The sequence below is a fragment of the Burkholderia sp. F1 genome (assembly GCF_050813845.1).
In the GTDB taxonomy this organism is placed as follows: domain Bacteria; phylum Pseudomonadota; class Gammaproteobacteria; order Burkholderiales; family Burkholderiaceae; genus Burkholderia; species Burkholderia ubonensis.
The window spans coordinates 1,608,431-1,634,777 of sequence record NZ_CP172422.1 but is presented as its reverse complement, the minus strand read 5'-3'; the positions used below and the strand labels follow the sequence as shown (position 1 = coordinate 1,634,777).

The 26,347-nt window shown below is 71.0% G+C and carries 7 protein-coding genes; all 7 read right to left on the bottom strand.

All coding sequences use genetic code 11. The annotated features are described in order from the left end of the window. Nucleotides 1-15: 15 nt before the first annotated feature. Nucleotides 16-18,780 carry an amino acid adenylation domain-containing protein gene (locus tag ACFIMZ_RS26270; protein WP_431825194.1) on the bottom strand — a complete coding sequence of 6,255 codons (18,765 nt, stop codon included), beginning with the start codon at nt 18,778-18,780 and terminating at the stop codon, nt 16-18. After that, the gene (locus tag ACFIMZ_RS26265; RefSeq protein WP_431825193.1) at nt 18,777-19,406 is read right to left on the bottom strand and encodes a GNAT family N-acetyltransferase; all 630 of its coding nucleotides are present in this window, start codon (nt 19,404-19,406) and stop codon (nt 18,777-18,779) included. Before ACFIMZ_RS26265 ends, ACFIMZ_RS26270 begins: the two co-directional genes overlap by 4 nt. Next, nucleotides 19,403-20,476, bottom strand: a complete 1,074-nt coding sequence (locus ACFIMZ_RS26260; protein WP_431825192.1) for a GntG family PLP-dependent aldolase — start codon at nt 20,474-20,476, stop codon at nt 19,403-19,405. The genes ACFIMZ_RS26265 and ACFIMZ_RS26260 overlap by 4 nt, the downstream gene beginning before the upstream one ends. Nucleotides 20,477-20,608: 132 nt before the next feature. Next, the gene (locus tag ACFIMZ_RS26255) at nt 20,609-23,311 is read right to left on the bottom strand and encodes a lyase family protein (RefSeq protein WP_431825191.1); all 2,703 of its coding nucleotides are present in this window, start codon (nt 23,309-23,311) and stop codon (nt 20,609-20,611) included. A gap of 34 nt (nt 23,312-23,345) precedes the next feature. Next, entirely contained in the window at nt 23,346-24,473 is a 1,128-nt protein-coding gene (locus ACFIMZ_RS26250) for a cysteine synthase family protein (RefSeq protein WP_431825190.1), read from the bottom strand. Beyond that, nucleotides 24,470-25,111 carry a hypothetical protein gene (locus ACFIMZ_RS26245; protein WP_431825189.1) on the bottom strand — a complete coding sequence of 214 codons (642 nt, stop codon included), beginning with the start codon at nt 25,109-25,111 and terminating at the stop codon, nt 24,470-24,472. Before ACFIMZ_RS26245 ends, ACFIMZ_RS26250 begins: the two co-directional genes overlap by 4 nt. Then, a complete protein-coding gene (locus ACFIMZ_RS26240) occupies nt 25,108-26,340 on the bottom strand; it encodes an MFS transporter (RefSeq protein WP_431825188.1) in 1,233 nt (410 codons plus the stop codon). Before ACFIMZ_RS26240 ends, ACFIMZ_RS26245 begins: the two co-directional genes overlap by 4 nt. Nucleotides 26,341-26,347 lie beyond the last annotated feature (7 nt).

Here is a 26,347-nt window from a genome sequence, read left to right as displayed (position 1 = left end):
GCGCCGTCATTCGCGTCAGGCACGCTCGGTCAGCAGCGTTTCCAGATAGCGAATGGTCGGGTTCTCGTAAAACTGGCGCAGATGGATCTTCACGCCGTAGCGGCGGCCCACCTCGGCGACCATCTCGATCGCCTTCAGCGACTGCCCGCCCAGCACGAAGAAATCGTCGGTCACGCCGATCTGCTCGACTTGCAGCAGGCGCTCCCACACGTCGGTCAGCTCGCGCTGCAGCGCGGTGCTGGCCGCCTGCCTGCCCGGCTGCTCGTCGACTTCGATCACCGGCAGGTTCCGCGCGTCGACCTTGCCGCTGTCGGTCAGCGGGATGGCGGGGATGAAGTGGACCTGGTCGGGGATCATGTAGTCGGGCAGCGACTGGCGCAGCCACGCGCGCACCGCATCGCGCGTCAGGTACGAACGGGCGAGCGCGCCTTGCCCGCCCGCATCGGCGGGCTCGGCGGCCGCGCCGCCCGCGCTCGCGTGCAGCAGGCGCGCGAGCCCGAGCGCCGCCGCGAGCCGCCGCCATTGCGCGAGCAGCGCCGCGCGCGCGGCGGGCGACGTCGCCGGCGCGCCCGTCGCCGCATCGTCGAGCACGTACAGCGCGTTCGGCTCGACGCCGTCGTCCTGCTGCGCGAACGCGAGCCGCAGCGCCGCGTCGCGGCCGAGCACAGGCGCGGCGGACGGCGCGTCGCCCCCCGCCGTCGCGTCGATCCGAAGCGGCACGGCCTGGCAGAACGCCGTCACCGTGCTCGCGCGGTCCGTCACGACGAGCTGGCACGCGGGGAAGCGGCGCGCGAGTTCGCGCGCCGAATCGTCCGCGCCCGGCGACAAGGCGAGCGCCGCCGCGGCGAGCTCCGGCCGCTGCTCGAGCGTGAAGCCATACAGCGGCGCGCCGCCCGGCCCGGCCGGCACCTGATGATCGAGCGCCGTCTGCTCGACGTACGCGACGAGCCGGCCGCCGTGCGCCGCGTCCTCGCGGTACGCGAGCGCGGCGGCGGCGATCGCCGGATGGCTGCGCAGCGCGCTGCCGATTTCGTCGAGCTCCACGCGATTGCCGCGGATCTTCAGTTGTTTGTCCGCCCGGCCGTGGAAGTAGACGACGCCCGTTCGATCGCAATGCCCGAGGTCGCCCGTGCGGTACAGCCGCAGCGGCGCGCCGTCGACGACGACCTCGACGAACGCGCGCGCGGTGCCTTCGTCGTCGTTCAGATAGCGCCGCGCAAGGCCCGGCGACGCGACGCAGATCTCGCCGATTACGCCGCGCGGCACCGGCTGCAGATGCGCATCGAGCACATGAAGGCTCGCGTTGCCGACGGGCCGGCCGATCGGCACGGTGTCGCCGGCGTACGGCTCGGCGCAGTCGAAACGGCTGGCGTCGACGGTCACTTCGGTCGGGCCGTAATGGTTCGCGAGGCGGCAGCCGAACGCGCGCGCGAAGCGCTCGGCCAGGCCGCGATACAGCGCCGCCGCACCGCAGATGACCTGCCGCAGCGACGCGAGGCCCGCGATCTCGCCTCGCTCGCGGGCGTCGACCAGCGTCTCCAGCATCGCCGGCACGAACTGGGCGAGCGTCACCCCCTCGCGCTCGATCACGTCGGCGAAGCCGTGCGCGCTCTTGAGCGCATCGTCGCCCATCACGATGACGCGAGCGCCGGACGCGAGCGGCCAGAACACGTCCTGGATGAAGACGTCGAACGTGAACGGCGTGTGGAACAGCACGCGGTCGTTCGCGTCGAGGCAATAGGTCCGCTGCAGGTCGGCGAGCATGCTGACGACGCCGCGATGCTCGATCTCGATGCCCTTCGGCACGCCGGTCGAGCCGGACGTGTGCAGGACGTACGCGAGCCGTCGCGGATCGACGGGCGGCGGATTGCGGTCCGAATAGCCGCCGAGCGCACCCATCACGTCGTCAATGCACACGACGTCGTACGGGAACGCGGCGAACGCGCGACGGTGGTCGCCGTGCGTGAGCGCCCAGCGCGCGCCCGCGTGGCGCAGGATCGCGTCGACGCGCTTTTGCGGATACTGCGGGCCGATCGGCACGAACGCGCCGCCCACCTTCAGGATCGCGTACAGCGCGACGACCATCTCGAACGACGGCCGCAGCATCACGGCGACGTTCTCGCCGCTCGTCACGCCGAGCGACAGCAGGTAATGCGCGAGCCGGTTGGCCTGGCGGTTCAGCGTCTCGTAGTCGTACTCGACGCCCTCCGCGACGAGCGCCGTGGCCGCGGGCGTGCGGGCCGCCTGCTCGGCCATCAGCGCGTGCATTGTCGCCGTCCCGTCGTAGTCGACGCGCGGGCCGTGCAGCACCGCGGACGGATTGCCGTTCGCGCCGACCATCGTGTAGCGGGACAGCGGCTGATCCGGGTCGTCGAGCACCTGGTCCATCAGCGCCGTCATGTTGTCGAGCATTTGCTCGATCGTCGACGCGTCGAACAGGTCGACGTTGTAAATGCAGCTGAACATGATGTCGCTGCCGAACTGGTCGACGACGAAGTTCAAATCGAATCTCGACGACTTGTTCTCGGTATCGACGACGTTCTCGAGGCTGAGCGTGAGGCCGTCGAACTTCAGCCGGCCCATCAGGTCGGTCTTGTTGTTCTGCACCCCGTACATGATCGAGAACAGCTTCGGCCGCGACAGGTCCTTCTCGTGCTGCAACTGCTCGATTACCTGGTTCGACGGATAGTGATAATGCTCGAACGCATCGAGCGTACGCCGCGACACCTGCGCGAGCAGCTCGCCGAACGTCATGTTCTCGTCGATCGTGCAACGGATCGGCATCGGCGTCGCGAACAGGCCGAGCAGCGGCTTCAGGCGCGCGTCGGCGCGCCCCGCGATCGGGCAGCCGATCACGAAATCGCGCTGACCGCTGATGCGGCTCAGATAGCAGTCGAGGATCGCGAGCTGCAGCATGAAGAGCGTCACGTCATGCTGCTTCAGATACGCCTCGATCTTGCGCACGACGCCGCGCGGCAGCCAGGTGCGCAGCGCGTCGCCGCGGTACGACATCAGGTTCGGCCGCGCACGGTCGGTCGGCAGGTCGAGCGGCGGCGGCAGCGTGCGGTACATGTCGAGCCAGTAGCGCTTGTGCTCGTCGAACGCGCCCGAGCGCAGTTGCTGGTGCGTCCATTGCACGTAGTCGAAATAGCCGACTTCGAGCGCCGGCACGTTCGCCGCGCGGCCCGCCGCATGCGCGTTGTACAGCTCGCTCAGCTCGAGCATCAGGTTGATCAGCGACGTTTCGTCCCAGATGATGTGGTGCACGACGAAGATCAGCTGATGGAAGTCGCCCGCGTAGCTCGCGACGTGCAGCCGGAACAGCGGACCGTTCGCGAAATCGAACGGTGCGGTGCCGAACCGCGCGCCGAGCCGGTTCGCCTCGTCGATCGCGTCGGCGCCGGCGAGCGTCGTGCGATCGAGGAACACCTCGTCCGCGCGGATGTCGATCGCGGGATCGACGATCTGGATCGGCGCGCCGTCGCGATAGTCGAACTTCACGCGCAGCACGTCGTGCCGGTCGAGGATCGTCCGCCACGCGGCGACGAACGCGTCGCGGTTCAGCTTGCCGGTGAAGAACAGGTCGGCGACGCTGATGTTGTAGACCGGGCTCGACGGGTCCATCTGGTACGCATACCACTCCGGCACCTGGCACGGCGCGAGCTCGTAGTGCGTGCGCGCCGGCAGGCGCTCGACGCGCGCGAGCCCGCCCGCGTCCGCCGATGTGCGCAGCGCGTCCAGCGCCGACGCGACGTCGCGCAGCTGCGGCGACTGGAACAGCGTGCGCAGCGGCAGCGCGACGCCGAACAGCGTGCGGATGCGCAGCGTCAGCTCGGCGGCGAGCAGCGAATGGCCGCCGAGCTCGAAGAAGCTGTCGAGCGCGCCGATTTCGTCGACGTCGAGCAGCTCGCGCCACAACTCGGCGAGCCGCGCTTCGGTCTGCGTCGCGGGCGCGACATGCTCGTTGCGCCGGAAGATGTCCTGATCCGCCGGCTTCGGCAGGCGCTTGCGGTCGACCTTGCCGTTCGCGTTCAGCGGGAATTCGTCCATCAGCACGAACGACGCGGGCACCATGTAGCTCGCGACGCGCCCGGCGACGAACGCGCGCAGCTCGGGCACGGTCGGCGCCGGATGGCGATGCGGGATCACGTAGCCGAGCAGATACAGGCGGTCCTTGCCGTCGCGCGCGGCGACCACCACCGCCTGGCGCACGTTGTCGTGATCGCCGATCGCCTTCTCGACTTCGCCGATCTCGACCCGCTGGCCGCGGATCTTCACCTGGAAATCCTCGCGGCCGAGGAACTCGAGGGTGCCACCCGGCCGGTAGCGCGCGAGGTCGCCCGTCTTGTACAGGCGGCGGCCCGGCTGCGGCGAGAACGGGTCCGGCACGAACGCGCGCGCGGTGCGCGCCGGATCGCCGAGATAGCCGCGCCCGACGCCGACGCCGCCGATGTAAACCTCGCCCGTCACGCCGACCGGCACCGGCTCGAGACGCTCGTCGAGCAGGTAGGTCGTCAGGTTCGGCAGCGTGCCCTGGATCGGCACGTACGGGAACGCGGTCGACAGCGGCTCGCGAATCCACAGGTGGCTGGTGTCGTCCGAGCACTCGGTCGCGCCGTACGTGTTGACCACGGGAATGTGCGGCGCGCACGCGAACCAGCGCGCGCATAGCGCGGGCGTCAGCGCCTCGGCGTTGCTGACGTACACGCGCACCCGGCCGAGCCGATGATGCCCCGGCCGCGCTTCGAGTTCGTCGATCAGGATCTTCATGTGCGACGGCACCGATTCGAACACGGTCACGCCGTCGGCGTCGAGCTGCGCGAACAGCTGCTGCGGCTCCCATGCCGCATCGCCCGGCATCACTGCCGTGCGGCCGCCGACCAGCAGCGCGACGAGGTATTGCCAGACCGACACGTCGAAGGTGGTCACCGCCATCTCGGCGACGACGTCGTCCGCGCCGATCGCCAGGTCGTCGATCTTCGCGAGCAGGTGATTCAGCATCCCGAGCTGTTCGATCATCGCGCCCTTCGGCAGCCCGGTCGAGCCCGACGTGTAGATCACGTACGCGAGCGACGACGGCGCGAGCGGCAGGAAGTCGAGCGCCGCCGCGGGTTCCCCCAGCAGCGCGTCGAGCGCGACGCGCGTCGCCCGCGTGGTCAGCGCCTGCGCGCGCCCCGCGCTCGCCGCGTCGTGCACGACGTAGCGCACGTTGCCCAGCTCGGCGATCCGGTCGAGCTTGTGCGCGGGATCGTCGGGGTTCATCGGCGTGAATGCGACGCCGGCCTTCAGCACGCCGAGCATCGCGACCAGATAGTCGAGATTGCGGCCGATCAGCAGCCCGACGAGATCCTCGCCGCGCGCGCCGGCCGCGAGCAGATTGCGCGCGACGCGATCGGACGCGCGGTCGAGCTCGCCGTAGGTCAGCGACGCCGCGCCGCAGCTCGCCGCCACGCGCGCCGGATGCAGCGCCGCCTGCCGGGCGAACAGATCGCGCACGTAGACGCCGCCGGGCAGCGGCCGCGACGCCTGGTTCAGCGTGCGCACCTGATACGCGCGCTCGTCGTCGCCGAGGAGCGGCAGCGCGTGCAGCGCGCCGTCCGGATGCGCGGCGACGCCGGCGAGCAGGTTCCGGTAGTGATCGGCCATGCGCCGGACCGTCGCGGCTTCGAACAGGTCGGTGCTGAACTCGAAGCCGCCGTGGAGCCGGCCGTCCTGCGCCCAGGTCGCGAGATACAGGTCGAACTTCGCGCTCCGGTGCTCGGGCTCGACGCTCGTCGCGACGAGACCGTCGAATGCGGCCGGTTCGAGCGCATCCGCTTCCTGGTACGAGAACATCGTCTGGAACAGCCCGGTGCCGTCGCGCTCGCGCCGCGCGTTCACGCCGGCCGCGATCTCCTCGAGCGCGACATCCTGGTGATCGAACGCGTCGAGGCAGGTTGCGCGCACGTGCTCGAGCAGGCTCGCGAAGGTCGTCGACGGATTCGTCCGCACCCGGATCACCAGCGTGTTGACGAAGAAGCCGACGACCGACTCGAACTCGGGCCGCGTGCGGCCGAGCGCGGGCACGCCGATCAGCAGATCGTCCTGCCGCGCGTAGCGCGCGAGGAGCGCCGCGTACGCCGCGAGCAGCAGCATGAACATCGACACGTGATGCCGCTGCGCGACCGCCTGCAGCCGCGCGGCGAGCGCCGCGTCGAGCTCGAACGAGAACGCTTCGCCGCTGCCGCTCGCTTGCGGCGGGCGATTGAAGTCGGTCGGCAGTTGCAGCACCGGCAGCGTGCCGTCGAGCTGCGCGAGCCAGTAGTCGAGCTGGCGTTCGCGCTCGCCGCCGTCGAGCACGCGCCGGTGCCAAGCGGCGAAGTCGCGGTACTGAAGCGCGCGCGGGGACGCGTCGGCAGCGGCCTGCGCCGCCGCCCGGCCGCCGCGCGCCGCGTTGTAATGGCACGCGAGGCTGCGCTGGAACAGGCCGACCGACCAGCCGTCGACGACAATGTGATGAAACACCGACAGCAGCACGTGCTCGTCTTGTGCGAGCGTCACGAGCGCGAACGTCGCGAGCGGACCGTGCGCCAGATCGAACGGCGTGTCGAGCGCGCGGCGCACGAGCGCATCGAGCGCGACGTCGCGCGCGTGCGGCGCGAGCGCCGACAAGTCGTGCACGTCGAGCCGGGGCTCCGCCCGCTCGGCGATCACCTGCAGCGGCGTCTCGCCTTCGACGACGAACGTCGTGCGCAGCGATTCATGCTCGTCGAGCGTATGCGCGAGCGCCGTGCGCAACGCGGCGGCGTCGAACGGCCCGGCAAGCTTCAGCAGGTCCGGCAGATGGTACGCGGTGCTCTCCGGGTCACGCTGATGCAGATACCAGAGCCGGTATTGCGCGCCGGACAGCGGCGTCGCCCGCTCGTCGATCCGCTCGATCGGCGCGATCGACTGCGCGGCTTCGTCGGGACCGGCGTCGCGGCTCGCGCGCAGCCGCTCGACGAGCACCGCGAGCGCGCGCACCGTCGGGCAGTCGAACAGCGCGGCGACGGGCAGCCGCACCGCATACATCGCCTCCACGCGGCTATTGATGCGGATCGCGAGCAGCGAGCTGCCGCCGAGGCTGAAGAAGTTGTCGTCGACGCCGAACGTGTCGTTGCCGAGCAGTTCGCGCCAGAGCGCGAGCAGCGCCGTTTCGGTTACCGACAGCGCGGGCGCGGCCACGACCGAATCGTTCGCCGCGAGCAGCAGCGCGCGGCGGTCGACCTTCTGGTTCGTCGTCAGCGGAAACGCGCCCATCACGACGACCTGGGCCGGCACCATGTGCGCGGGCAGCCGCGCGCGCAGGAAGTCGACGAACGCCGCGCCGTCGGTGCCGGTGGCCGAGTGCGCGCCGGCCGGCGCTTTCTCGAGGATCACGTAGCCGATCAGCGGATTGCGCGCATGCCGCGCTTCGCCCGCGAGCACGACCGCCTGCGCGACTTCAGGATGCGATTCGAGCACCGCCTGAATTTCTTCCGGCTCGACGCGGATGCCGTCCACCTTCACCTGGAAGTCGGTGCGGCCGAGGTAATGGAGGCGTCCTTCGAGGTCGTAGCTGACCAGGTCGCCGGACCGATACAGGCGCGCGCCGGGAACGGCGGCGAACGGATCGGCGACGAAGCGCTGCGCGGTCAGCGCCGGCCGCCCGTGGTAGCCGTGCGCGACGCCGACGCCGCCGATGTAGAGCTCGCCCGGCATGTCGGCGGGCACCGGATTCAGGCACGCGTCGAGCACGTGCAGATGCGCGTTCGCGACCGGCCGGTGCAGATAGACTTCGCCGTCTTCGAGCGCACGCGCGACGTCGATCCGGTCGACGATGCTGCCGATCGAGCATTCGCTCGGCCCGTAGATGTTGTAGAGCGCGATGCGCCCCGCCGTCGCGCGATGCCATTGGCGGATCGCCTCGAGCGTGACCTTTTCGCCGCCGATGCTGACGAGCCGCACCGCGCCGAGCTCGGCCGCGCCGCCGCTTGCCGCGAGATGCTCGTTCAGCACGTGCCAGTACGCGGTGGGCAGCGTGAGGACGCTGATCCGCTGCGCACGGCACGTGTCGACGAGCGCCGGCACCGAGCGCTTGACGTTTTCGTCGCCGATGTACAGCGACGCGCCCGCGCACAGCGGCGTGAAGATCTCCTCGAGCGACGCGTCGAACGTAAGCGGCGCGAACAGCATCGCGCGATCGCCGCGCGTATAGCCGAAGCGTTCGACGACCGTGCCGATGTAGTTGACGATGCCGCGATGATGGAGCACCGACGCCTTCGGCGCGCCCGTCGTGCCCGACGTGTAGGTCAGGAACACGCCGTGGTCGGGCGTCGCATCGGCGGCCGGCGCAGCCGCGTCGCGCGTGCGCCACGCCGCGCCGTCGAGCGCGAGCCGCTTGCCGTCGAAGCGCCCGAGCGACGCGCCCGCCGACGCAAGCACGTGGCGGCAGCCGCTGTCCGCGATTACCGCGTCGAGCCGGTCCGGCGGCAGCCGGGTGTCGACCGGGAAGCAGATCGCCCCCGCCTTGATCGTCGCGATGATGCCGAGCACCGCGTCGACGCTGTGCGCGGCCTCGACGCCCACCACCATCCCCGGCCGCACGCCCTCTTCCCACAGGATCCCGGCGAGCCGGTCGGTCCTGCGCGCGAGCTCCGCGAAGCTCAGCGTCTGCACCGGCGACACGAGCGCCGGATTCGCCGGCGCGACCGTCGCCCAGCGGTCGACGAGCTGGTGCAGCAGCGCCGGGCCGCTCGCGCCGCCCGCCTCCGCGAGCACGTCACGGTGGTCGACGCTCGCCGCGTTGCGCAGCCGGTCGACGATCGCCTGCTCGTTCGCCGTCAGAAACGCGAGGCGTCCGACGGCCTGATCGGCGTCGGTCGCCACGCCGTCGAGCAGCGCGCGGAAGTTGTCGAGCCAGCGCTCGACGGCCGGCGCATCGAAGCAGTCGGCCGCGTAGACGCACGACAGCGTGAGCCCGTCCGCCGCTTCGCGGAACGTGACCGACAGATCCGCGACCGGCGCTTGCGGCGCGCCGTCGAGCAGCTCGGCGCACAGGCCATCGCTGTCGCCGTCCGCCGTGCGCGCGTCGTGCGCGAGCGGCTGCGCTTCGAGGTCGAACATCGTCTGGAACAGGCTGCCCGTCGCGTCCGTGCACTGTTCGGCGATCCGGTCGAACGGCAGTGCGTGGTGCCGGTACACGCGGCGCAGATCGTCGCGAACCTGCCGCACGAGCGCCGCGCAGGACAGATGCGGCCGCACGCGCGCGCGCACCGGCAGCACGTTGACGAAGAACCCGACCAGGTTCTCCAGCTCCGCGCGTCCGCGATCGTTGTACGGCATCCCGACGACGAAATCGCTCTGCCCGCTCAGCCGGTGCAGCCACGCGAAATACGCGGCGATCAGCACCTCGTACAACGACGCCTGCTCGCGACGCGCGAGCGCCTTCAGCCGCGCGAGCGTGTCGGCCGGCCACGCGATCGACAGCTGGCGGCCGGCGCGCGGCGCGGCGTCGGCGCCGCGGCGCGCGACCGGCAGCGGCGCGTGTGCGGGCAGCGCGTGCAGATAGTCGCGCCAGAACGCGAGCAGCGCGTCTTCCGAGCGTGCCAGCTCGCGCTGCGCCCAGACGCTGTAGTCCTTGTACTGGATCGGCAGCGCAGCGAGCCGCGGCGCGCGTTGCGCCGCGTAGCATTCGAGCAGATCGCGCAGGAACACGTTCGCGGACCACGCGTCGACGACGATGTGATGGAAGCTCGCCGCGAGCACCCCGCTGTCCGCCGCCGTCTGGATCAGCACGAGCTTGAAGAGCGGCCCCGCAGCCAGGTCGAACGGCTCGACGGCCATCCGCGCGAGGTAGTCGCGCACGAAACCGTCCTGCATCGACGGCGGGTTGCCCGTGAGGTTCATCTGCAGCAGGTCCGTTTCGCGCGCGTCGCCGTCCGGTGCGTGCTGACGCGGGCCGTCTTCCGTGTCGACGATGCGCGTGCGCAGGATCTCGTGCCGCTCGACCACCGCCGACACGGCCGCGCGGAACCGCGCCGGATCGAGCGCGCCGCTCACGCGCAGCGCGCCGACGACGTTGTAGTCGACGCTGCCGCGATTGAACGCCTGCACGAGCCAGAGGCGCTGCTGATACGGCGACAGCGGGATCGGCGCGCCGGCCGGCGCGGCGGGAATGCCGGCATGGACGCCGGCCGCGTCGAGCGCGTGCGCGAGCGCCGCGAGATCCTCGGCCGCGAAGAAGTCCTTCAGCGCAAGCTCGCGCGCCATGCGCGTCTCGATCAGCGCGACGGCCCGCGCGGCCAGCAGCGAATGCCCGCCGAGCGCGAAGAAGTTCGCGTGCGCGTCGTCGACGGGCTCGCCGAGCAGCTCGCTCCAGATGCCGGCGAGCGCGCGTTCGGTTTCCGTGCGCAGCGGCGTCCGCGGCACAGCAGCGTTCGCCGCGCGCGGCGCGGGCAGCGCCGCATAGTCGATCTTGCCGTTGCTCGTGAGCGGCAGCGCTTCAAGCTCGACGACGTGCGCCGGCACCATGAACTCCGGCAGTTGCGCGGCGATCGCACGCTTGAGGTGCGCCGCGCGATCCGGCACGCCGGCGATGCGCGCCGGATCGAACACGACGTATGCAACGAGCTGCGGGCCGGCCTGCGGATGGTCGACCGTCGTCACCACCGCGTCGTACACGCCGGGGTCCGATTTGACGGCATGCAGGATTTCGCTCGGCTCGATCCGGTGACCGCGAATCTTCACCTGATCGTCTGCGCGGCCGACGTAGTCGAGCTCGCCCGCGTCGTTCCAGCAGACGAGATCGCCGGTGCGGTACATGCGCGCATCGGGCGCGCCCGCGAACGGATCGGCGACGAGCCGCGCATGCGTCAGCGCGTCGTTCGACCGGTAGCCGCGCATCAGCGACGCGCCGCCGAGGTACAGCTCGCCCGGCACGCCGCGCGGCGTGAGCTGGCCGTGTCGGTCGAGCACGTAGACGCGGACGTTGTCGAGCGCGGCGCCAATCGACGGCGGCTCGCCGACGCCCTGCGCGACTTCGCCCGCCGTCGCGACGACGCTGTTCTCCGACGGCCCGTAGTGATTGAACAGCCGGTAGCGGGCGCCGGCGGGCGCGCGGCGCGTGAGCCGCTCGCCGCCCGTCAGCAGATACGCGAGGCTCGGCGAGCCGAGCCAGCCGTCCGCGAGCACCGCGTGCGCGAGCGGCGTCGCGACGAAGCAATGCGTGATGCGCTGCGCGGTCAGCCAGTCTTCGAGACAGCGGGACGATTGCCGCGCCGCGTCCGGCGCGAACCAGACGCTCGCGCCCGTGCACAGATACGGCCAGATTTCCCAAACGGCGGCGTCGAAGCCGACGCCCGCCGTCTGGCTCGCGCGAATCGACCGCGGCGCATCGTGCAGCCCGTACGCGCGCGCATGCCATTGGCACAGGTTCGCGAGGCCCCGGTGCGGGATCTCGACGCCCTTCGGCGCGCCGGTCGTGCCGGACGTATAGACGATGTACGCGAGATCGTCCAGCGCGGTTTCGATGCCGAGATCGCCGTCCGGCAGCGTCGCGGCTTCCACCGCGAGGGCGTCCCACCAGACGAGCGCGGCGGCGTCCGGCGTCTGCGCGGGCGCGGCGTCCGGCTCGGTGACGACGAGCCGCGCACCGCTGTCCGCGACGATGCGCAGCTTGCGCGGGTCCGGATAGCGCGGATCGATCGGCACGTACGCGGCGCCCAGCTTCAGCACGGCGAGCGCGGCGAGCGCGAACGACGGGCCGGGACGCATGCACAGCGCCACCGCATCGCGCGGCGCGACGCCGAGCGCCCGCAGCCGGCGAGCGAGGCGGTTCGCGATCGCGTTGAACGCCGCGTAGCCGATGCGCGCGCCGTCTTCGCCCGCGAGCGCGAGCGAATCCGGATCGGCCTGCGCGATCCGTTCGATCTGCCGATGCACCGGCATGCCGGCCCACGGCGCAGCCCGCCCGCCGCCGAGCCGCAGCAGCGCGTCGGCCTGCGCGTTGTCGACGAGCCGCGTGCGGGCGGGCGTCAGGTCCGGCGTTTGCAGCACCTGTTCGAGGACCAGCCGGTATGCGTCGAGCAGGCGCCGCGCCCGCTCGACGCTCAGCGCGGCGCGACGGAAGTTCAGCGCGACTCGCATGCGCCCGTCCGCGTCAGCGCTGCAGCGCAGTGTCAGATCGAATTTCGCGCTGCGGTCGGGACGGCGCTCGACGCTGAGCTGCGCGTCGCCGAACACGCGCGGCAGCAGCCCGCGCTCCTCGAAGTCGAACATCGTCTTCACGAGCTCGCCCGCGCCGTCGCGACGGTCGCCGCCCGCGAGCTCCACCATCCGCTCATAGCTGACGTGCGCATGCCGGAACGCACCGACGCACGCATCGCGCCATCCGCGCACCTGCTGCTCGAACGCGTCCGCGTCGCCGAGCGCGACGCGAATCGGCAGCACGTTGACGAACATGCCGATCATGTCCGCCGTGTCCGGCAGATCGCGGCCCGCATAGGCGATGCCGATCAGCACGTCGGCGTCGCCGCCGGATTTCGCGACGAGCAGGCCGTAGGCGGCCAGATACACCATCGATTCGGTCACGCCCCAGCGCGCCGCCGCGTCGCGAATGCGCTCCGCGAGATCGGCCGGCAGCGTGTCGCTGACTTCGTCGCCGCGCCGCGCGCCGGGCGCGTCCTGCGCGTCTTGCGCCGCAGCGGCGTGGGTTGTGCGCAGCGCGGCGATGCCCGCCGGCAGTTCGCCGGCAAGCTGCGTCCGCCAGAACGGCAGCGACGCGGCCTCGCATTCGCGCGCGGCCGCGGAGCGGCTCCACGCACAGTAGTCCGCGTAATGCGGGGCGTCCGGCGCGTCGAGCGCATCCGCGCCGGCGGCCCCGGCGCGCAGGCCCGCATAGCGCGCCGCGATATCGTCGAGCAGGATCGCGATCGAGCGGCCGTCCGCGATGATGTGATGAAGATTCAGCAGCAGATAGTCGTCGCGATCGGCGAGCGGCAGATACGCCGCCTTGATGAGCGGACCGGTCTCGAGATCGAAGCGCTGCGCTTCCCATGCGTCGATCCGCGCCTGCACGGCCGCGTCGCGCACCGCCGGCGATGCGCCGCCGACGTCGACCGACAGCCGTTCCACGGCGACGGAGGCTGGCGGCAAGACGACCTGGCATGCTTCGCCGTCCTGCTTCGGAAAGCAGGTGCGCAGCGCTTCGTGGCGCGCGGCGGTCTGCGTGAGCGCGGCCGCGAGCCGATCGAGATCGAGCGCGCCGCGCACCCGAAGCGCGCCGCAAACGTGGTAGTCGGTGCTGTCCGGTTCGAGCGCCTGCAGCAGCCAGATCCGTTGCTGCGCGGGACTGAGCGGCACGCGCGCGGGCCGTCCGGCGCGCGTGAGCCGGCCGGCGGGCAGGATGGGCGCGGCAGCCGCGCCGCGCAGGTGCGCAGCGAGCGCCGCCACCTTCGAATGCGCGAACAGGTCGGCAATCGACACCGTGATGCCGAGCCGCGCGCGAATGCCCGCCGCGACGCGCGCGACCAGCAGCGAATGCCCGCCGAGCGCGAAGAAATCGGCGTCGGCGCGCACCGGGCCGCAGCCGAGCACTTCCTGATAAACGCTCGCGACCGCCTGCTCGAGCGGATCGGCAAAGGCGGCTTCGTCTGCGGCCGCAAGCGTCGGGGACGGCAGCGCGCGCCGGCTGATCTTGCCGTTCGCGTCGAGCGGCAGCGCGTCGACGATCACGAACGCGGCGGGTCGCATGTACGACGGCAGCCGGCTGTCGACGAACGCGCGCAGCGCCGCCTCGGTCACGCTCGCGTCGCCCGCGACGTACGCGGCGAGCAGCTTGCCCGACGGTTCGCGCTCGAACGCAATCACCTTGCATTGCGCGACGCCCGGATGTGCGGCGAGCACCGCTTCGACTTCGCCCGGCTCGACACGGAAGCCGCGGATCTGCACCTGGTCGTCCGCTCGGCCGACGAAATGCAGCCGCCCGCCTGCGTCGAGCCGCACGATGTCGCCGGTCGCATACATGCGTGCGCCGTACGCCTCCGCGTCGGGGGCCGGCACGAAGCGCTCGGCCGTCAGCGCGGGCCGATTCAGATAGCCGAGCGCGAGCCCCGCGCCGCTCACGTACAGCTCGCCGCTCACGCCGAGCGGCGTCGGCCGCAGTTGCGCGTCGAGGATGTGCAGCGACTGGCCGCGAATCGGCGCGCCGATATCCGGCAGCGGCGCAACGCGCTCGTGCGCGGCGTCGCCGTGAGCCGACGCGGACGCCGGCTCGACCGCGCCGCTCGTCGTGACCACGGTGTTTTCGGTCGGGCCGTACGCGTTGATCAGCCGGAAACCGTCGTCGGCGCGGCCGCGCGCCTTCAACTGGTCGCCGCCCGTCAGCAGGAAGCGCAGCGCGCGCGGCCGCGCGCCCGCAGCGATGAACGCCTCCGCGAGCGGCGTCGGCATGAAACAGTGGCTGATCGCGTGTGCGTCGAGCCAGCGCGCGAGCTCGGCAACGTCGTGCCGCGCGTCCGGCGCGGGCTCCGTCAGGCCCGCGCCCGCGCACAGCGCGGGCCAGATTTCCCAGACGGCCGCGTCGAAGCCGGGGCCGGCGAGCATCGCGGCGCGCGCGCCGGCGTCCAGCGCGAATGCGTCGACGTGCCAGTCGACGAGGTTCGTCAAGCCGCCGTGCGTGACGAGCACGCCCTTCGGCTGGCCGGTCGAGCCGCTTGTATAGATGCAATACGCTGGCTGGCCCGCGGTGATGGCGATGCGCGGCAGCGGGCGGCCCGCATGCCGTGCGAGCGTCGCGTCGTCGAGCGCGTCCGCGCAGACGACGTTCGCGCCGGTCGCGGGCAGGCTCGACCGGTCGCCGCGCGCGGTCAGCACGAGCTTCGCGCCGCAATCGTTCAGCAGATAAGCGAGCCGCTCGGGCGGATTCGCGAGGTCGACGGGCACGTAGGCCGCGCCGACCTTGAGCGTCGCGAGCGCGAGGAGCGCCTGCATCGCGCGCTCGCCGACGGCGACGACGACCCGGTCGCCGGGCGCGACGCCGTTGTCGAGGAGCACATGGCCGAGCGCGTCGGCGGCGCGCGCCAGTTCGCCGTACGTGAGCGTGCGGCCGGCGCCGGCCAGCGCGATCGCGTCCGGCTGTCGGGCGACCGTGCGGCGGAATCGATCGACGACACTCTCGCCGTCTGCGCCGGCCGCCGACGCCGGTGCAAGCGCCCGATGCGTCAGGCTGCGGCGCAGCAGCCCGCGCTCCGCGGCCGACACGTGCGGCACGTCGCCGAGCCGCGCGGACGCGGCATGCGCAAGCGCCTCCAGCACGCAACGGTAGTTCGCGGCGAGCCGCTCGATCATCTCGGCCGAGTGGCGATCGGCGCGGTAGCCGATCGACGCCGCGAGCTCGCCGCCGTCATCGATCAATGTGAAGGCGACGTCGAACGGGGCGCGATCGTGCCGCGATTCGCACGACGTCAGCGTCGCGTCGCCCAGCGCGAGCCTGCCGCCCGCGTCGCCGAGCACGAACGGCGACAGTCGGTCGCCGGCGTCCGCGGTGTCGTCCGCTGCGCGCGCGGCGTTCGGCGCGAGCAGCGAGATCACCGTTTGCACGAGCGCGCCGTCCTGCGCGCCCCGCTCGAGCGCGAGCGCTTCGGTCAGCACGGGCAGCGGCAGCGCCTGATGCAGGAGGCCGCCGACGATCGCATCCTTGACGTCGTGCAGCCAGTCGGCAAGAGGTTTCCGGTCGTCGAGCGCAATCCGGATCGGCAGCACGTTCGCGAAATAGCCGATCGTGCCCGCGTCGGCCGCGCGCGGTCGGCCGTGCGCGGGCATCCCGACGACCACGTCGCGCTGGCCGGCGTAGCGGCCGAGCAGCAGCGCGCCGGCCGCAAACAGCACGTGGTAGGTCGTGAGGCCATGCCGCTTCGCGAGCGCGCGCACGGCGTCCATCGTCCGCGCATCGATCGCGAAGCGGTGGGCGCGCGCGCCGGCGCTTGCGCCGGGCGCGGGCGTCGCAATCGACGTCGACGGAAACGCGGAGCGCGCCGGCATCCCGCGCAGCTGGTCGCGCCAATACGCGGCGTGCGTCGCCGCTTCCGGCGAGTTCAGCCAGCCGCGCTGCCACGCGGCGAATTCGCGGTAGCCGCCGGCTGCGGCGAGCGATGCGTCGACGCCGCGCGCCAGCGCATCGTAGAGCTGCTTCAATTCGTCGATCAGGATGTCGAACGACCACATGTCGACGACCGCATGGTGCAGCGCCAGCGCGACATAGGTCGCGCCCGGCCCTTTCGCGAGCACCGCGCGCCACGTCGCGCGGCTCAAGTCGAACGGTGCGGCGAGTGCGTCGCGCGCCGCCTGCAGCGCGGCCGCGTCGTCCGCGCAGCGGACCGTCGCTTGCTCGAGCGCGTGCGCCTCGCGCGCGACCGGGCGGCCGTCGATTTCGGCGAACGTCACGCGCAGCGCATCGCGGCGCGCGGCGAGGCGCGCCAGCGCGAGCATGAACAGTTCGGGATCGAACGCGCCGTCGACGGCGGCGACGAAGCCCTCGTTGTAATCGCGCGATTCGCGCTCCGCCTGCTGGATCAGCCATAGCGCCGCTTGACCGGGCGTCGCGTCCCAGCCGGCCGACGCCGAAGTCGACTCGAATCCGGCGTCGGCGAACCCCGAACGCACCACCGATGCCGCTGCTTCCGGCGACGCCTGCGCTGCCTCGTCCGACGCGGCCACGGTCTCCGACGAATCAGACGCAGCCGACGAAGCAGGCAAAGCCGCCCACGCGTGCCGTGCGAGCGCGCCGATCTGCGCTGCCAGTTCGCCGAGCGTCGCGTCGCCGAACAGCAGTTCCGCGGGCGCGTCGATCTTCAGCGCCGCGCCGAGCCGGTGCTGGACGTTGACGAGCGCGAGCGAATCGAGCCCGAGCGCTGCGACGGAGCGCGTCAGGTCGAGCGCGTAGAACGGCGTCTTCATGATCTCGGCGAACTGGCCCAGCACGAAGCCGTCGACGATCCGCGCCAGGCCGTCGCCGCGCGCGGCGGCCAGCATCGCGTGCAGCTCGGCGAACGGCTGCGCGGCGGCGCACACGCCGGTTTCGCCCGGACGGACGTCGTGAAGCGTCTTCAGTTGCCCGCCGTCGAGCTCGGCGCGCACGGCGCCGCGCTGCACCTTGCCGCTCGACGTCTTCGGAATCGAGCGCTCCTTGATCAGCACGAGCCGCTCGAGCGCGAGCCCGTAGCCCGCCGAGATCCGTTCGACGATCGCCGCGGCGATCTCCGCGAACTGCGCGGACGGCGTGTTGCGCCGCACTTCGGCGACGACGGCGAGCGCCTGCGCCGCGGCGTCGTCCGGCCCGGCGTCGTCGCCCGCGAGCGTGAACGCCGCCGCGCCGTCCGGCACCAGCGCCGGATGGGCCGCCGTCGCGGTCGCTTCGAGATCCGACGGGTAATAGTTGTCGCCGCGCAGGATGATCACGTCCTTGCAACGGCCGGTGACGACGAGCGCGCCGTCATTCAGGAACCCGAGATCGCCTGTTGCGAGATACGGCCCCGCGCCGTCCGCGGTGCGGTTGCCGAAGGTCTGCGCGGTCTGCTCCGGATTGTTCCAGTAGCCTTGCGCGACGTGCGGCCCCTTGACCCAGATCTCGCCGACCTCGCCGTCGCGGCGCACCGCACGGGTGTCGCGCTCGACGATCGCCACCTCGCAACCGGCGGCCGGCCGGCCGCAGCCGACCCGCTGAAACAGCGTGCGGCGCCCGGCCGACGACACCATCGTGTCTTCGATCACGCCGTCCGGCGCATGTCCGCTCGATCCGGTGACGAGGAGCGTCGCCTCGGCGAGGCCGTAGCTCGGCCGAAACGCTTCGCGGCGAAAGCCGCACGCGCCGAAGCGCGCGACGAAGCTGTCGAGCGTGCGCACCGAGATCGGCTCCGAGCCGTTGACCGCGGCCGTCACGCTCGACAGATCGAGCCCGTCGAGCTGCCCGGGCGGGATCTTCTCGACGCACAGTTGCCATGCGAAGTTCGGCGCGACGGTCAGCGTCGCGCGGAAACGCGACACCGCCTGCAGCCAGCGCAGCGGATTCGCGAGGAAATCCATCGGCGCCATCAGGTACGTCGGATAGCCGACGTAGACGCCCTGCAGCAACGTCATCAACCCCATGTCGTGGAACAGCGGCAGCCAGAACACCGCGCGGCTGTCCGGCGTGTTGCCGCAGGTCGTGCGGATCATCTCCTCGTTCGCGAGCAGATTGCCGTGCGACACCATGATGCCCTTCGCCTGCCCCGTCGAGCCGGACGTGTATTGCAGGAACGCGACGTCGTCGCGCGCGGCCGCGTGCGGCCGGCAGTCGCTCGGGTCCACGTCGTCGAGCGCGTCGACGACGACGAGCTCGACCGCGCGAAGCGGCGGATTGCGCTCGATGAACGCGTGAACGGCCGCGTACTGCTTGCGGCACAGCATCACGACGCGCGGCTGCGCGTCTTCGATGATCTTGCTGAGCCGCTCGAAATGGTGGTTGTTGCGCGGCGCGTACGCGGGCACCGCGATGAAACCGCCGTACAGGCAGCCGAAGAACGCGCTCACGTAGTCGAGGCTCTGCGGACAGACGATCAGCACGCGATCGCCCGGCGCCCCGCTCGCGGCGAGCCGGGCCGCGATGCGTCGCGCGGCGAGATCGAGCGCGCCGAAGCTGAGCGTGCGATCCTCGTCGTGCGGGCTCAGATAGCGGTAGGCAAGCGCGTCGCCGTTCGCGGCGGCGCGGTGCGCGCACAGGTCGACGAAATTCTCGAACGCCGTCATTGCGCGCCTCCCGTCGCCGCTTGCCGGAGGGTCCGCCATTCGCGGTTCAGCAACGCATAGCCGTACTCGTCGGACCACGCGCCCTTGAAGAAGATGTTTTCGCGATAGTGCCCCTCGCGGCGGAAGCCCTGTCGCTCGAGCAGCCGTTGCGCGCGCACGTTGAGCGCGTCCACCGTCGCGACGATCCGGTGCTTGCCGAGATCGGCGAACAGCAGCTCGATCACCCGCGACACCGCTTCGAACGCGAAGCCCTGCTGCTGCGCGGCGACGTCGAACGTCACGCCCAGCTCGGCCTGGCGTCCTTCGTCGAAGAAATGCACCGCGACGTCGCCGATCAGCGCGCCGTCGGCCTTGTGCTCGGCGGCGATCTGGAACCACGTGTCGTCGGTATCGAACATGAGCGCGTGCTGCTCGGCGAGGAATGCATTCGCGTCGTCGTCCGTGTACGACGACCAGCTCTGGTAGCGAGCGACGTCGGGATGGTTCCGGTACGCGGTGAACGCGGCCAGATCGCCGCGCTTGAACGGCCGCAGCACGAGGCGCGCGGTGGAAATGGGAAAAGTGGTCATGCGGGTTCCTTCATGGCCGAAATCGAGGTGCGCGTGGGTCAGCGAGAAGGCGCTCATCGTTGCGCCTCCGGTGCGACGACCGGCTTGGACGACGGCACGAACGGACGGAGAATCGCCCGCGCGGCGTCGACGGTGCGGCTGATCGCGTCGTCGTCGATCATGTAGTGCACGACGGCCCGAATGACGCCGTCGCCGAGCACGCCCATCCGGATGCCCGCGTCGTGCAGCGCGGCGAGAAACGCCTCGTTGCCCGGCTCGGCGACGTCGAAGAACACCATGTTCGTCTCGACCACCGCCGAGCGCAGCGCGACGCCCGGAATCCGCGACAGTTCCGCGGCAAGGCGGGCCGCGCGGCGGTGATCGTCCGAAAGCCGCGCGACCATCGTGTGCAGCGCGACGAGCCCGGCCGCCGCCATGATGCCGGCCTGCCGCGTGCCGCCGCCGAGCAGCTTCCGATAGCGCTTCACGCGATCGATCAAATCGGCGCTGCCGCACACCATCGAGCCGTACGGCGCGGCGAGGCTCTTCGACAGGCAGAACTGGACCGAATCGACGTGCGCGACGATCTCGGCCGCCGGCGCGCCGAGGCTCGCCTGCGCGTTGAACAGACGCGCGCCGTCCATGTGCACGGCGAGCCCGTGCTCGTCGGCGAGCGCGCGCACGCGCCGCAGGTAGTCGAGCGACAGCACGCGGCCGCCGGCCAGGCAATGCGGATTCTCGAGCGCGATCACCGCGGCGGGCGCGCACTGGTAGTCGGTCTTGTCACGGATCGCCGCGCGCAGCCGCTCGAGCGGCAGGCTGCCGTCGTCCGCGGTCGCGACGGGATGCAGCACCGCGCCGCCGACGAGCGACACGCCGCCCGCCTCGTAGTTGTACAGGTCGGAGCGATCGCCGAGGATCACTTCGTGCCCGCGCGGGCATTGCGCGAGCAGCGCGGTCAGGTTGCCGAGCGTGCCGCTCGTGACGAACGCCGCCGCCTCCTTGCCGGTCATGCGGGCCGCGACCGACTCCAGCTCGTTGACCGTCGGGTCCTCGCCGTAGCAATCGTCGCCCACGTCCGCCGTGAACATCGCGTGCCGCATCTCCGCGGTCGGCAGCGTCACCGTGTCGCTCAGGAAATCAATCATCGTCTCGATCCATTAGTTGGGTCGTCCGGCCTCGCTGCGCCGGTTCGTCGCAGAGACGGCCGCCTTCGCGGCCGCCGTCGTGCGTGTCATTGCATGTGCGCGCCGCGCATCGCGTGCGGCCGCGCCGCCGCGTCAGGCCGGCGCCACGGCGAGCAGGTCGGCGACGCGCACGCGCCGCTGCGCATCCGCCGCGTGCCATGCGGCGCGGCGCCGCCACAGGCGGTCTGCCGACTGCCGCAGCAGCGCGCGCGACCGCGCGAGTCCGGCGCCCGCCGCGCCGGGCCCGCCGCCGTAGACGAGCCGTTCGGCTGCTTCGTCGATCGACGCGATCGGCTGCCGCACGAGGCCGCCGAGCACCGCGGCCGGTTCCTCGTGCGCGTCGAGCGCCTGCGTGATCAGCGCGCCGATCTGGCGATGCGCGGCGTGAAAGCTGATGTCCGTCTCCCGGACCAGCGTGTTGGCGACCTGCGTCGCGGTCACGAGCCCCGCCTCGGCCGCCGCGCGCATCTTCGCCGGATCGCCCGTCACGCCGCTCACCATCAGCCGCAACAGATCGCAGCTTTCGCCGAACGCCTGCACGGCGTCGGCGCACGGCGCGAGCATCTCGGTGCCGATCTCGACCGAATTGCTGAACGGCGTGCGCTGCGACGCGAACACCGCCGCGTTCAGCGCGCCCGCGACGTGCGCGAGCTTGCCTTTGACGATTTCCAGCAGGTACGGGTTCTTCTTCTGCGGCATGAGCGACGAGCCGCCGCTCAGCTCGTCCGGCAGCGCGAGAAAGTCGGTCTCGCGCATCGTCCAAAGCTGCAAATCGTGCGCGAGCCGGCTCAGCGTCGTCGACGCGATCGCGATCGCGGCCAGGAAATGCAGCACGAGATCGCGGCTCGCGACCGCGTCAAGCGCGCTGTCGAAGCTGCGCGCGAAGCCGAGCAGCGCCGCGCTCACCTCCGGACGGATCGGGAAATCGGTGCCGGCGCCCGCGCCCGCGCCGAGCGGACAGACCGCGAGCTCGTCGTCGAGCCGTTCGAGCGCCGCCTGGTCGCGCCGCAGCGCGGTCTCGACCGACCACAGGTAATAGCCGAAGCTGCCGGGCTGCGCCGCTTGGTACTGGCTGTACGTGGGCAGCGGCCAGTCGAGCGTGTGCTGCGCCTTGTCGACGATCGCCGCCCGGACGCGCCACAGCTTGCCGCCGCACGTATCGAACCAGTCGCGTGCGCGCAGCTTCGCGACGCACGCGTTGATGTCGTTGCGCGACCGCGCCGTATGCACCGCGCCCCCCGCGTCGATCCCGACCCGCTCGATGATCAGTTGCTCGTACAGCGCATATGCGCCGCGCGGCGCGACTGCATCGGCGATCGCGGCGAACTCCGCATCGCGCTGCCGCGCGATTTCCGCGAGCACCGTCGCGGCCCGCGCACGATCGCAGATACCCGCGTCGACGAGCATCAGCAGATGCGCCTCGTCGATCGCCGCGAACGCGCCGAGTTCGGCGAGCCGCTCGGCACGCGGCGCCGGCTTGCGCACGATCGCGAGCGCCTCCGGATGCAGCGTGCGGCGCAGCCGGCCGGCGCTCATGCTTTCGCCCGCCGCGTCGGCGTCGCCGAGCACGACCGTCACGCGCCGCTCGACGTCTTCGAGCGCGCGCGCGAGCGCGTCCGGATCGGCCGCGGACGCGATGACGACCGCGAGACGGTCACGGAAATCGCCGGCCGGCTCGACGCGCTGGCCTGGCTGCTTGAGCGGCATGAAGCGCATGCGCACCGCCGGGAAGCGCTCGTCCGGCTCGAACGACAGCGCCTTCAGCTCGCCGCGCCGCGCGGGCAGCACGAAGCGGATCGCCGCATGGTCGCGGCGGCGCGGGCCCAGATCCGGCGGCGTGCCCGCGTGCAGGTCGATCACCGCGCCGAGGACGTCGACGCCCGTCGCGCATTCGACCGCCTGCGGGATCATGCCGCCCGCAAGACGCGGATTGATCTCGATCACGACGACCTTGCCGCCGCTCACGCGGCATTCGACATGGGCGGGCCCGAAGCGGTGGCCGGCCGCGTCGAGCGCGCGCAGCGTCTCGGCTACGATCGCATCGCGCTGCGCCGCGGATATCGGCGCCGGAAAATCGTGGCCGCACTCGACGAAGTGCGGCAGCGGCCCGAGATGCTTGCCGGTCACGCCGAGCACCGCATAGCCGTGCTCCGCGCCAAGCCCGACGACTTCGACCGAGAATTCCGGGCCTTCCACGAACGATTGCACGAGCAGTTGCGGCGCGACCGCGATGCCGCGCTCGTTGCTGCGCGCGTCGAGAATCCGGTCGCCGTGCGCGAGCATGTCGGCTTGCGTCTGCACGAGCCGCACGCCGACGCTGCCGGAGCCGAATGCCGGCTTCAGCACGCGCGGATACGTGAGGCTGCGCGCCAGATCGCGCAACTGCGTTCGGTCGGACACGATCGCGGTATCGGCCGCGCCGACGCCCGCGTCGCGCAGGCAGCGGTGCAGCCGGCCCTTGTCGCGGCAGGTGCGGATCGCTTCCGGGTCCGCCGCGGGCAGGCCGAAGCGCGTGGCCACGGTCGCGGCGATTTCGATGTAGTACTCGGACGTCGAGAAAATCCCGGCGATGCCCGGATACGGCGCAAGCGCGTCGACGATCCGCTGCGCGTCGGACGTGTCGGCGACGAGCGGCACGACCATCTCTTCCTGCAGGAACGGATAGAGCTGCGGGCGGCTCGTGACGAACAGCACGTCGAAGCCGCGCAGCCGCGCTTTTTGCAGACAGAGCCGGCCGGTGCCGGTGGTGTTGCTTTCGATGAATACGAAGGTCTTCACGATGAATGTGGCCGCCAAAGGAAAATCGAAACGCGATGCGTCGCTCGCGGCGTCACGCGACGGGCGCGGGCCGGACGCCGCGAATCTGCTCGAGCACGCTGCCCGCCGGGCGCGAGCGGCCGGTCGCCTGCTCGAACGTGCGGCGCCCCCATTCGACGTACGCCCACGGGCCGGATGCGGCGTTCGGACTCACCGCCCGCACGGGCCCGGCGGCCGGCGCGGCGGCCGCGCCGGCGTGCCCTTGCTCGCGCAGCCATGCGTCGTCGTAGACCGTGTCGATGTAGCGATGTCCTTCATCGGGCGCGATGAACACGATCGTCCTGCCGTCGTCGCGCTGCGCTCGCAGCCATTCGGCGACCATGAACGCCGCGCCGGACGTCGGCCCGCAATACAGCCCGTGCTGCCGGTGCAGCCGGCGCGTGCTCTCGAAGGCCTCGCCTGGCGACACCCAGTGCACCTGGTCGAAGCAGGTGTGGTCGAGGTTGTTCGGATAGATCGAATTGCCGAGGCCGCGCAACGCGCGCGGCCCGACCGGCAGGCCGAACAGCACGCTGCCGAACGTATCGACGCCGACGAGCGGAATCGACGGATCGACCTCGCGCAGTGCCCGGATCGTGCCGCACGTCGACGCGCCGGAGCCGACCGTACCGACGATCGCGAGTTTCGTGCCGAACGTGCGGATCAACTGCGCGGCGAACCCGCGATACGCGTGCTGGTTGTCCGGGTTGTCGTACTGCCGCGGCCAGAAGCCGCCGGGGTTCTCGCGCAGCTGCTCCTGCAGCGCTTCGAGCCGCAGCACCTGGACGTTCGAGCCGGTCGCGTTCGCTCCGACGATCTGCACGCGCCCGCCAAGCTGCCGCAGGCGCGCCTGCAGCCGTTCGTCGATCGCCGCGTCGCTGACGATGTGAAACGGGATGCGCTTTTCCGCGCAGACGATCCCGATGCCCATCGCGAACGTGCCGCTCGACGTCTCGAGCACGGGCATCCCGGGATTCAGTTGCCCGCTCGCGATCGCGTTCTCGATGATGTACTTGGCGGGCACGAGCTTCATCAGCCGGAACGCGGCCGCGACGAGCCCCGGCGCGAGCCGGATCAGGTCGGGATGGTCGAGCGAGCCGGATACGCTGTCGTACACGGGGATGGCGGGTCTGTCGAGTGTCTGGGTCATGATGTCGCTCATGCGATCGATTGTTCGAGCATCCACAAATAGGTATCCGCGTCGGGGCTCGCGCCACGCACCGCGCGGGGCCAGCGGGCGTCGCGCAACTCGTCCGCGAGCGCGGCCTTCGCGCGATCGTCTGCGCTGCGGTAGCGCCGGTAGACCCACTCGACGCCGCCCGCGATCGCGGCCTTCATCTCGTCCGCGAACTTGCTCGGCTCGAGCGTATGGCGCGGCAGTTCGACGTGCGACGGCGACGCGCCGCTTGCCGGCCCCGCCGAGACGCCGAGCAGCTCGAGCCGGCCGAGCGCGTTCTTGCGGATCTCGATCAGGAAGGCCGCGCCGGCGGGAGACGTGACGCTCACGCGGTAGTCCCCGGCGGCGACGTGGCCGGTGCCGCCGACCTTCGCGCCCGGCAGCCGGTAGTACGAAACCGTGCCGCGCTCGACGAGCACGAACTCGAGCCCCCGATAGCGCAACATCGACGGATGGAAGAAGTCCGTGATCAGCCAGCGCGCGCCGTCGATCCGGTGGACCCAGTAGTAGATGAGCGGATTGCCCGCGACCATCTCGTCGAACGCCGCCTCGAGGCGCTGCAGCTCGGCATCGGTCAGCGGCTCGAACGGCGTTTCGCGGTACAGCAGGCGGCGCAGCATCATGCTTGCTCCTTCGTGTCGACGCAGCGCGCGACGATGAAGATCGCGCACGCGCAGGCGGCGATCAGCGACGTCGACGCCATCACTTTGTAGATCGCCAGGTACTGGGCGAGATAGCTGTAAAGGAAATACATCACGGCGATCGTGACCGACATGCACAGCCCGATCAGCGACAGGAACGATGCGCGGATTCGGCTCGGCAGACGCTTGTTGAAGTATTCGTTGGCGACGACCGTGACGATCGGATTGATGATCATGACGAGGAAGAATCCGGTGAAGTCGACGGCCGCGACGTTGAAGAACATCGACGCGAGCACGACCGCGGTCAGCAGCGTGCTCGCGAGCACGACCGGATAGAAGCCGAGAAACGACATGGTCCGCTGCATCACGAGATACACGACGCCGATCAGCATCTGCGCGGCGAAGAAGAACCATGTGATGTGCTCGACGCTGAATCCGTTCTCCTTGAAGAGCGCCTGACTGAACGTGAAGAACGGCGTCGTGCAGGCCGCGAACACAGTGAAGCCGAGGATCGGCAGCGCGACGCTTCTCCAGTGTCCGCGGATGAACGCGAACAGCTCCTTCGTCACGTCCTTGCGCCCCGCGCTTTTTTCCGTCGGGGCCTCGGGCGGCTCGATCGCGAAGCACCACGCGGCGAGCGCCGCCGCGTAGATCGCGAAATACGCGGCATAGACCGCGTTCCACGACACCTTCTGCAGCAAGCCGCCCGCGAGCACGGCGAACGCGCCGGAGATCAGGCCGAGTGCGTTCGCGCGCAGTTGCACCCGGTTGAAATGCGAGACGCGGCCGTCGACGACGAGGCTGTCGTAGAGGAGCGCGGTGTCCGAGCCGTACACGAGCGCGAGCGCGACGCCGAGGAGCGCATACAGACAGACGAACGGCACGAAGCCGTCGCTGACGATGACGCCGAGCGCGTACACGCAATACGCGACGAGTCCGAGCAGCACCGAGCGCTTGCGGCCGAACGCATCGCCGAACATGCCGGCGGGCACTTCGGTCACGATATTCGCGACAAAGAACACGCCCTGCAGGATGCCGATCTGATACGCGTCGAACCCCTTGTGCATCAGGAAGATCACGAAGATCGCGCGATCGATGATCGCGAGCGTCAGCACCCGGTACGCGAGGTAGATGCGCACGTTTCGCGCGCTGAGCGCATACCCGGCCTCGACGGCGCTCGGCGCGTCGGCGACGGATTCAGAAAATGGCATGGTCGTC

What these genes read in the sequence shown, in the direction of transcription:
- ACFIMZ_RS26270 (WP_431825194.1), bottom strand. Translation starts at nt 18,780, where the DNA reads ATGACGGCGTTCGAGAATTTCGTCGACCTGTGCGCGCACCGCGCCGCC.
- ACFIMZ_RS26265 (WP_431825193.1), bottom strand. Translation starts at nt 19,406, where the DNA reads ATGAGCGCCTTCTCGCTGACCCACGCGCACCTCGATTTCGGCCATGAA.
- ACFIMZ_RS26260 (WP_431825192.1), bottom strand. Translation starts at nt 20,476, where the DNA reads ATGATTGATTTCCTGAGCGACACGGTGACGCTGCCGACCGCGGAGATG.
- ACFIMZ_RS26250 (WP_431825190.1), bottom strand. Translation starts at nt 24,473, where the DNA reads ATGAGCGACATCATGACCCAGACACTCGACAGACCCGCCATCCCCGTG.
- ACFIMZ_RS26245 (WP_431825189.1), bottom strand. Translation starts at nt 25,111, where the DNA reads ATGATGCTGCGCCGCCTGCTGTACCGCGAAACGCCGTTCGAGCCGCTG.
- ACFIMZ_RS26240 (WP_431825188.1), bottom strand. Translation starts at nt 26,340, where the DNA reads ATGCCATTTTCTGAATCCGTCGCCGACGCGCCGAGCGCCGTCGAGGCC.